The following is an 8864-nucleotide window of genomic DNA, read 5'->3' on the forward strand; positions in this document are numbered from 1 at the left end:
CAAGCTTTTTAACTGCCCCGCATTTTTGGGAAATCCTATTTAACCAAATCAAAATAGCAGGAGTTGTAAACATGACAGCCAAAAAAATATTAATGCTAGTCGGCGACTTTGTAGAAGACTACGAAGTAATGGTTCCCTTCCAAGCACTGCAAATGGTAGGTCACACCGTCCACGCCATCTGCCCGGACAAAGCAGCAGGCCAAACAATTCGCACCGCTATTCACGACTTTGAAGGCGATCAAACCTACAGCGAAAAACCCGGTCACAACTTCACTTTAAACGCGACTTTTGACGAAATCAACCCGGCAGACTACGACGCTTTAATTATCCCGGGAGGACGCGCCCCAGAATACATCCGCCTCAACGAACAAGTGCTGCAAATTACCCGCTACTTTGCCAACAGCAAAAAGCCGATCGCATCTATTTGTCACGGCTTACAGGTTCTAACAGCAGCAGGCGTACTCGAAGGCAAACGCTGCACCGCATACCCCGCTTGCAGCCCCGACGTACTCCGGGCAGGTGGCAAATATACAGAAGTTCCAGTTACCGAAGCCGTAGTCGATGGCAATTTAGTCACTGCCCCCGCGTGGCCGGCACATCCTAACTGGCTGGCGGAATTCCTGAAAGTTTTGGGAACGAAGATCGAACATTTAGAGAAAGTCGAAGTGTGACTATTTTTACAGTCAAAGTTAAACCGAATTCCAAACAGCAAAGCATCGCAGAACAACCAGACGGCAGCCTCACAATACATCTCAAATCCCCGCCCGTTGATGGTAAAGCCAATCAAGAATTAATCATGCTGTTGGCAAAAAAGTTTAAAGTGCCGAAATCTGCGATCGGAATTAAATCCGGTTTTTCCTCCAGAAATAAACTTGTGGAAATCCCGATGGAACCTTTAACTTAGAAATAAGGGTAATAACAAATCTATCTAAAGAGGGATATAGACTCAGCTTTAAAAGTATATATTATAGTTGTAGAGTTAGAATATAAAATTATGAGCATTGAAAATAGAGTCGAAGCCACAGCAAAGAATATTGAAGGCAAAATCCAAGAAGCTGTTAGCGAAGTTACAGGCAATCAGAAAGATAAATTAGAAGGTCAAGCCAAGCAAGACGAAGCATCAGCAATTCACCTGAAAGAAGATCTCAAAGATAAAGCAAAAGAGATTGTAGACAAAGCTTAGTAACTGTATTCGCTACAAGTTTCCTGCCTACTAAATCCCGCAAACGATATGTTTGCGGGATTTTTTTTATAATGAGCCTAAATCATTTGTACTAATATCTTGGGACAGGTTTTACCAACCATAATTGCCCAAAACTAACCATCTCATAAACCCGCCTCCCCCCAGCCCAAAATTCAGAATTAATTGAATTTAATGGTTGGGCGACGATGCTTAATCGGGGTTATTTGTTGGGTGGAGGCGGGTTTATCAACATTATTGGTGCGTGGCAAAATTCATCGGCGAACCGCTCCTACAGATTCTAGTAATTCATAATGCAAAAGCATTAATTTTGTGGCGGGAATTGTTTCCATTCCATAAGTTGTGCCACCTTGAGGAGAAAATTCTACCTCACAAGCACTGCCATCAAATTCCACCATGACTGTTCCTACTTCTCCTTTAGATAATTTAATGATTTGTTTTGTTTCAAAATGGGTTGCTTCTAAATCTTCAGTTAAAGCAACAATATTAAGGTCTTTAATTGTTTTCATTGTTTTTACCTCACTTTTTGACGGGTAACAACGTGTTAATCTGGGGAAATTTTCACCTGCGCGGATAATTCAAGCTGCTAGAATAAGAGACTCATCTACTTCGGTTTTCAGCAAGAATTTCATCTGGTAATGTGTTCCGTATTCATTGTTTTTTTTAATAACAACATCTTCGTTGATAGCAGATTTTTTTTAAGCCTCTTTGAGCATTTCAGCATTTTTATGGTAATTCCTAACTTACTGGCAAACAAAACAGCTTTATTTTTTCCTTCGTGATGATTATGATTTAAAGAATATTATTCTATTTTATTGCCTAAATCTGTTAGATGACCATTGGACAGTTTCACTATTAATAACTGTTTTTGAATAACAAAATAGAATATTAGGCTACAATAATCGACTTTTACTCATATGTCAGTTATATCGTCCTTGAGTTGGGGGGCGGGTTTATCAAAATTATTGAGGGGTGGTAAAATTCATGGGTGAACGCGCCCCTACAGATTCTACTTTTTTGCCCAATCCCTCCGCTACGGAGGGCGAAGATGCTGTTTGGCGAAGATGCTTTTTGGCCAATGCCCTGTTTAGCCGATGGCCAATTCCCAATGCCAATAAAAAAGCCAGGGATGGATATCCCCAGCTCGAAACAAAGCACACTTTGTTTTGAGAGTTGGCGCGGGCGATGTTTCAGCATCGACCCGACCCACTTTTACCCAAATTAAATCAGGGTAATGTCAGCAGCCGTAATGCCAGGTCTGCCATTCAGAGTTGCCAGTGTAACGCCTTGGTCAGAACCACCAAAACCGTCAGAGTCAAATCCTAGTCGTCCAGTTGAATTTTCATAAAAGACGAACGGCTCTGTCGGGCCCGCCCCGGCTGGACCAAAACTGCTGTTGTAAGGCCCACTCTCAATCGCCAAGAACGCCTGCGAAGAAATTCGATTCGTATTTGGCACTACCCTCAAGTTGGGGAAGCCGTTGGAGCCATTGATTTGGAAGATAAACTTGTCTTGACCGATCGTAAAATCGCCGATTTGGTCTGTGTTAGTACCCACTGCGCCTTCGCCGAAGTTGTTGTAGTAGAAGCTGTCATTGCCACTGCCACCAATCAGCGTGTCAGCACCCGGTCCGCCTCCGAGAGAGTCGTTACCGTCGCCGCCGATCAAATAGTCGTTTCCAAAGCCGCCCAGCATGGTGTCGTTTCCGGCACCGGCATTTAAGGTATCGTCCCCGGCTCCTCCGAGGGAGTCGGTAGCATTGGATGAGTCGCCGAACAGGATGTCATCCCCGTTACCAGTAGTGACCACATCAGTGCCGTTGCCACCAATAATGAAGTTGCTGCCTAAGGTATCGCTAATCAAGTTTGGCGCTGTAAGACCGGTAAAGCTGATGCCGCTAGCGTAGGAGATGAAGTCGTTACCAGCAACGTTGCCAATCACGCGATCGCGCGCGCTGCCAAAGATGATGGTGTCACTTCCCTCGCCACCGTTCATGAGGTTGGTGACGGTGAAGGTGCCGCCAGTAGTAGGAGTGGTGTAGCCAATTAACAGATCGTTGCCCAGCGCGCCTTCGAGAGTAATCAAAGCAGTACCAGTACCAGCAAAAATGGCCTTGCTAGCATCGATAGTATCGTTGCCATCTCCACCTGCTGCGTTAGTAAAGGTACCACTCAGGCTGTCGTTGCCTTCACCGCCGATCATTGTATCCGTCACAAAAGCTGCAACGATCGTGTCATTGCCTACTCCGCCGTCGAGCAAGTTGCGACCCGCGAAGCCTCCAAATGAACTCTGGGCGCCTCCGCTCAAAGTTAGATTCGATACCCTGGATGACTGGATGAAGTCGTCGCCTGCACCTCCCAAAGCGCTATCCTGCGTGGCAAAAACCGTGATCGTGTCGTTGCCGTCGCCGCCGTCTAACAAGTTTCTGCCGGCTTCAAACTCGCCGATCGCTCCGGTGAGAGAATCGTTGCCGCCACCACCAATCAAGGTGGTTCTCTCAATGCCGATCGTAATGACGCTGCCCTGAGCAAACGGGCTGCTTTGCGTACTGTTGGTAATGAATAAGATGTCGTCGTCAAGATCGCCCGACAGGTAGCTGTTGCTGGCCACACCTCTTAGGGTGTCGTTGCCTCTACCGCCAAAGAGACTGTCTCTTACATTGATACCTACAACTAAGTCGTCGCCCAAATCACCGCGCAAGTAGTTGCTGCCTTCATTGCCAGCGAAGCCAATACCCAAACCACCGTCTAAAGAGAGGTTGTTGCCACCGCCTGCGATGAAGAAGCCGATCGCGTCATTGTCCTTACCGCCGTAGAGGGAGTCTGCTCTCTGCGCCCCTCCCAGCATCGTATCTTCGCCCTGATTACCAAACATCAGGTTAGCTTCGACAGTACCTTGGAGGATGTCTTCTCCCTGCCCGCCGGCCATGGTAGCGCGGGCTTCAGCGATTATGGTGTCCGAGCCTGCGTCGCCAAACAGCAAAGCCGGAGTCCGCTGGGATCTGATTGAATCTTCGTCGTCGCCGCCGTATATGGTATCGTTCGGGCCAACTGAAATCAGAGTATCGTTATCGCCTTGGCCAAATATTAAGCTGCCGCCCAGGGTGGAAGTTCTAATGAAATCCGCCCCCTCTCCGGCGAATACTGTATCCGGGCCTAGTCCCGGAAGGTTTAAATCTAGTTGATTAGGATTGTCATCTAACGTTGTCATAAAGCTTCACTCCTCTACTTGTTGGTCATCGCTGGTGCGACTACAGACACTGCCTAGAACACCGAATGTTTGGATTCCGCTGTAGTTTAACCTGTTTGCCAGCCGCAAGTCTAGCCTACTGGCGTTAACCCTGTCTAGACTTTCTCCCTCGCGGATTTTTTGCTTGTAAGCTTTTATTTTCAAAGTCTTCACCCTTTAATAATCCTGGTGCACTGTCTCAGGTGCTCACGCTCCATAAGACGCGGCTCATATTCTTAATGTTCCATTCTGGATTGGCGGTCGGGGATCGCCTCCGGAGGAGGAAATTAAAGATTAAAAAAGGCAGATCTGGGTGATCGGGAAGACAAGGGAAATTGGGAGATTTGTTACTTGGTACCAAGGCTTTGTGGCAATTTCCGGTTTTCCAGGCAGGGCCGTCATTTAATAATTCTGGCCCGGATTGAACTCCGTACCGCTCCGGGCTTTAAAAGTCTACGCCCCGCTTTAGTTCTACGCCCCGATCGCCGTAGTGTTTGTGACAGTATACCTCGGAGTGTACGCTTGCCAAGTCAAAGTAAGCGTGGGGTTTGTGGCAGCGCCCGGTGATAATAATTTCTGTATCCCGCGGCTTGCGTAGCAGGGCTTCGACGATCGGCTCTACCGACAGCAGTTCTAAGTCTACTGTGGGATTGAGTTCGTCGAGAATAATCGTTTTGTACCAGCCGCTGGCGATCGCACATTTGGCGATTTCCCAGCCGCGTTCTGCTTCTATGCAGTCTAGCTCTTGCTGTTGCCCCCGCCAAACTATAGCATCTCGACCGCACCGCTGGTGGTCTACTAGCTGTGGATAGCTTTGGCGCAAAGCTGCGATCGCCGCATCTTCTGTATAACCGCTGCCGCCTTTGAGCCACTGCACGATTAACACCCGGTGAGATTGGTCTTGACTGATACCCCTACCTATTGCCTGCAAAGCTTTGCCCAAAGCGCTTGTAGATTTGCCTTTGCCCGCTCCGGTGTATATTTCGATACCGGAAATATGATGCTCTGTCGCTGCGGGGTGATAGTGCGGCTTCATTTCGGAGTGTAAGTCGGCAATCTCCAGCAAAGCTTCGGGGGCGGCTCGGCCTGTGGCAATGACTTCTAAATATTCAGGTTTGTTTTTGAGGGTTTCGACTACTTCGTCAACTGGCAGCAAACCCAAGTCCAATACGGGGTTTAGTTCGTCTAGTACCACGACGGAATAGAGCTCGCTGGCGATCGCTCCTTTGGCGATATCCCAGCCTCGCTGAGCTTCGGCGCGATCGAAACGGGTGATTGCTTCGGCCCCAAAATATTCGGCTCTGCCGGTTCGCACTTGGTCGATCAAGTGGGGAAATGCCCGTTGCAAGGCTTCTATTGCCCCGTCTTCGTCGTAGGAGCGGCCGGGGCCTTTGAGAAAGCGCAACAACAAAACTCGCGTCGGCGAGTCAGAATTGATACCCAGCCCGATCGACCGCAACACTACTCCCAAAGCTGCCTGAGACTTGCCTTTACCAGCGCCGTCGTAGACGTGAATCTGACCCGCGGCGCGTTCCGATCGGGATGAGGCTGTCCGAATACCAATGCCATTCCTTACCATAATCAGCAGTTGTTTGAGTCTGTATCGGGGTGGGTATTCGATCGCGCGCCTTGAATGTTTAATTTTTCCATTCTGTTGGCGGATCTCCACAGATTATACGATAAGTTCTAACCCCCAATTTTTTAAGCAGGGATTTAACGCAATCAGGTGCTTAAACCTCCGGTTAAGATTATTCCGCTTGTGCTGTACAATTAAAATTTAACACGGACTGATATACCTAAAAGCTTATGATTGCGAGTGTTTTCCCATTTCGGACTGTTTTGGTGCAAATTTTAATTATGTTTTTGGCTATCGCGATCGAATCGTGGTTTTTGCAAAAACTACTTAAACTAGGCCCCAAAACTAGCATTGAATATACAGCCATCCTCAATCTATCTTGCACCTGTGTAGGCTGGTTAGTTTTCTTCGGCATTGAAAGCGTTCTTACCAAAGATTTGCGGGAACAGCTTATCGGTTATATTTTATTAGGACGAGGGGATAATGTTTACGCTCCAATAACTATGATAGCACTCTCAGTATTAGCAGTAACTTTTCTAGCTAAATGGCAGGGATTAGAATTCATAGAGAACATGGTTTCTGGCAATAAAAAAGCTTCCAAACCAGCGTTTTTAGGACCACCGACCCTCACCCGCCGTCCTCCCAAAAGAACTTTTCAAGTAACTACCCAGTTTGGGGGAATCTTAATCGCCCACACTGTTAGCAATGTCGTTATTTTAACCGTGTTGTTTTTGCAAAGCGTCTATTGAAATTTATGATGAAGCAATTTTTTGATGTCACTCAGCAACTCACTAAACTGACGAACAACCTTTGGGAAACCAATAAAAAAATCCAAAAGGCGATGATTCCGCCTAAAGTTGTTCACTGGAAGACTCCTTTACTGCTCAGCATCTTTTTAGCTTTGCTGACAGTGGCGGCAGTCACTGACTGGCGGACGAGAACTCTGCTTTTTGATATGAGCTGGTTATTTTTTACACTTTCAATGGGTTTGCTGACCAGCCAGCAACCTTTTGTGATTAAAGGAGTAAGTCTGAGTCCGTGGGTGACAAGCATTTTAATTGGCTTGTGGTTGCTGGTAAGATTGCCGTCGGATAGGAAGGAAATAGCGTGGATATCCGGCCCACTTATAGCAGTAGTAGTTCTGGCGACAATAGAGATTTGGAATAGCGAGTCAAAACGAGAAGGTATCAGGTCATTGGTGCGCCCTCAGTTTTTGATAATTACTCTAGTTCACCTGCTGTTTTCATGTTGGTTTGCTTTTCACTTTTTAATTCAAGGTTGGATACAACAATATCCGAGCATTTTATCTCAGGATTTGAGGCAAAGCGATTATGTAGTGACATTTCAACAGCCAACTATTAATCGCTCACGAGGAGTTGTTATCCTCAATGCAATGGAGGGATATTTGCGAAATGAAGCCCGCACAAAACCGTGGGCGCAAGTAGAGCAAATGTTAATAGATATTGACAACGAGCGATTTTTTCTGCGTAATCAAGCCTTAAAAACAACAGGAGTAGTCGCAGAAGATGCGAGGTGGGATGTCAAAACTTCGATCGTCCAAGGAGAGTCCCGCTATCAGTTAGAGATGCAGGCAACTTGGCTGGGATTGGTTTTTAGACCGGAAATATATTCGTTTACCAAATCTTGCGACGTGTTCGCCTTAGCCAATAGGGCGACTGTAACCTGCGGTGCCATCAAACGCTCTCAACCCGGACAGCGAAAAGATGGAACGGCGGGGGACAGTCAAGTTTGATTCTGTCTCTGTTAACTAATTGCGATCGGTATAGCGGGAGAGTGAGAGCGTCTGAGAGCCTGAGATGGAAAAAATCCTCTTTCTTCCCTCTTCTCTCTTCCTTCTTTTTACTCTGAGCGAAGCCAAAGATCCTTCTTCCTCCTTCCTTCTTCCTTACACTAAAGTATGGCGAAAGTTTTCAACAGGTTAATAACTAGATGAATTTGAGAAGAATTTTGACAGTCGCGACCAATGTATTTTGGGAAGTAATTCGCGATCGTATCTTTTACTTAATTATTATTTTTGCTCTGTTGATGGGCGCATCGGTACGGTTAATACCGGAATTGGCGGCGACAACCGAAAAGAAAATTATCTTAGATATCGGTTTGGCTGCTATGAGCCTCCTCGGTCTAATTGCCACAGTATTTGTGGCTACCGGACTGGTCAACAAAGAAATTGAAAAACGGACTGTTTATCTGTTAGTTGCTAAACCGATAAGTCGGGCGGAGTTAATTGTGGGCAAGCACTTAGGGCTGTCGGCGGTGCTGGCGGTGCTTGTAGCAGCAATGACTGTTATCTATCTGGCTATTCTGAGTTTGAGCCACATTCCTTTTCCTTTGGAAAGCATTTTAATCGCTTCGTTGTTTGTCTGGTTTGAGCTGTGTCTCATGGCAGGTGTCGGGATTTTATTTGGGGTTTTTAGCAGTTCGCTGCTGGCAACTTTACTGACATTTGGCGTTTATTTAATGGGACATTCGACGCGGGATTTAGTTGCTTTGGGCAAGTTAACTAAAAATCCTGGTCTTGAACAACTGATGATGGGACTATATCTGGTTTTGCCGGATTTAGCCAGATTCAATTTGAGAAACGATGCTGTTTACGGACAAATTCCTTACTTGGCAGGTTTGATTACAGATGCTGGCTACGGTTTGCTGTATGTGGTGCTGCTGTTGTCAATTGCGATTGCCATATTTTCCCGCCGGGAATTTTAAAACTTGCAGTCGGCACTTTCAGGGTAACTGTTTGTAGTGAGGATTTTCGTCATCACTACAAACAATTTTATTATCAAATTAGCGCGCTAAGATATAGAAAAGGTTATTGATAGCCAATCTCGACTAAAACTCAAA

At 46.4% G+C, this 8864-nt stretch carries 9 protein-coding genes; 6 read left to right on the forward strand and 3 right to left on the reverse strand.

Going from position 1 to position 8864, the window contains the following annotated elements; all coding sequences use genetic code 11:
- The first annotated feature begins 71 nt into the window (after positions 1-71).
- The 3 genes from QUA38_RS09865 (at position 72) to QUA38_RS09875 (ending at position 1183) form a co-directional block, all read left to right on the forward strand.
- The gene (locus QUA38_RS09865) at positions 72-671 is read left to right on the forward strand and encodes a DJ-1/PfpI family protein (RefSeq protein ID WP_333060307.1); all 600 of its coding nucleotides are present in this window, start codon (positions 72-74) and stop codon (positions 669-671) included.
- Positions 668-904, forward strand: coding sequence for a DUF167 domain-containing protein (locus QUA38_RS09870; protein WP_333161288.1), 237 nt, complete (start codon positions 668-670; stop codon positions 902-904). The genes QUA38_RS09865 and QUA38_RS09870 overlap by 4 nt, the downstream gene beginning before the upstream one ends.
- A 90-nt stretch (positions 905-994) precedes the next feature.
- Positions 995-1183: a CsbD family protein gene (locus QUA38_RS09875; protein WP_333069342.1), complete on the forward strand. Its 189-nt coding sequence runs from the start codon at positions 995-997 to the stop codon at positions 1181-1183.
- A 272-nt stretch (positions 1184-1455) separates the two neighbouring features.
- On the opposite strand, the gene QUA38_RS09880 is transcribed toward QUA38_RS09875, so the two are convergent.
- From QUA38_RS09880 to QUA38_RS09890, 3 genes are all read right to left on the reverse strand, one after another.
- On the reverse strand, positions 1456-1710 hold the full coding sequence (locus tag QUA38_RS09880; protein ID WP_333161290.1) for a DUF4926 domain-containing protein: 255 nt from the start codon (positions 1708-1710) through the stop codon (positions 1456-1458).
- A gap of 712 nt (positions 1711-2422) precedes the next feature.
- A complete protein-coding gene (locus QUA38_RS09885) occupies positions 2423-4411 on the reverse strand; it encodes a calcium-binding protein (RefSeq protein ID WP_333161292.1) in 1989 nt (662 codons plus the stop codon).
- Between the two features lie 463 nt (positions 4412-4874).
- Positions 4875-6008 carry a cob(I)yrinic acid a,c-diamide adenosyltransferase gene (locus tag QUA38_RS09890; protein WP_333161294.1) on the reverse strand — a complete coding sequence of 378 codons (1134 nt, stop codon included), beginning with the start codon at positions 6006-6008 and terminating at the stop codon, positions 4875-4877.
- Between the two features lie 227 nt (positions 6009-6235).
- Here QUA38_RS09890 and fraC point away from each other — a divergent pair, with 227 nt between their 5' ends.
- The 3 genes from fraC (at position 6236) to QUA38_RS09905 (ending at position 8729) form a co-directional block, all read left to right on the forward strand.
- Positions 6236-6754, forward strand: coding sequence for a filament integrity protein FraC (gene fraC / locus QUA38_RS09895; protein ID WP_333161296.1), 519 nt, complete (start codon positions 6236-6238; stop codon positions 6752-6754).
- A 5-nt stretch (positions 6755-6759) separates the two neighbouring features.
- A complete protein-coding gene (locus tag QUA38_RS09900) occupies positions 6760-7758 on the forward strand; it encodes a DUF5357 family protein (RefSeq protein WP_333161298.1) in 999 nt (332 codons plus the stop codon).
- A gap of 197 nt (positions 7759-7955) precedes the next feature.
- On the forward strand, positions 7956-8729 hold the full coding sequence (locus QUA38_RS09905) for an ABC transporter permease (protein ID WP_333161300.1): 774 nt from the start codon (positions 7956-7958) through the stop codon (positions 8727-8729).
- Positions 8730-8864: the final 135 nt, after the last annotated feature.

It is taken from the genome of Microcoleus sp. Pol12B4, assembly GCF_036701385.1.
Taxonomy (GTDB): domain Bacteria; phylum Cyanobacteriota; class Cyanobacteriia; order Cyanobacteriales; family Microcoleaceae; genus Microcoleus.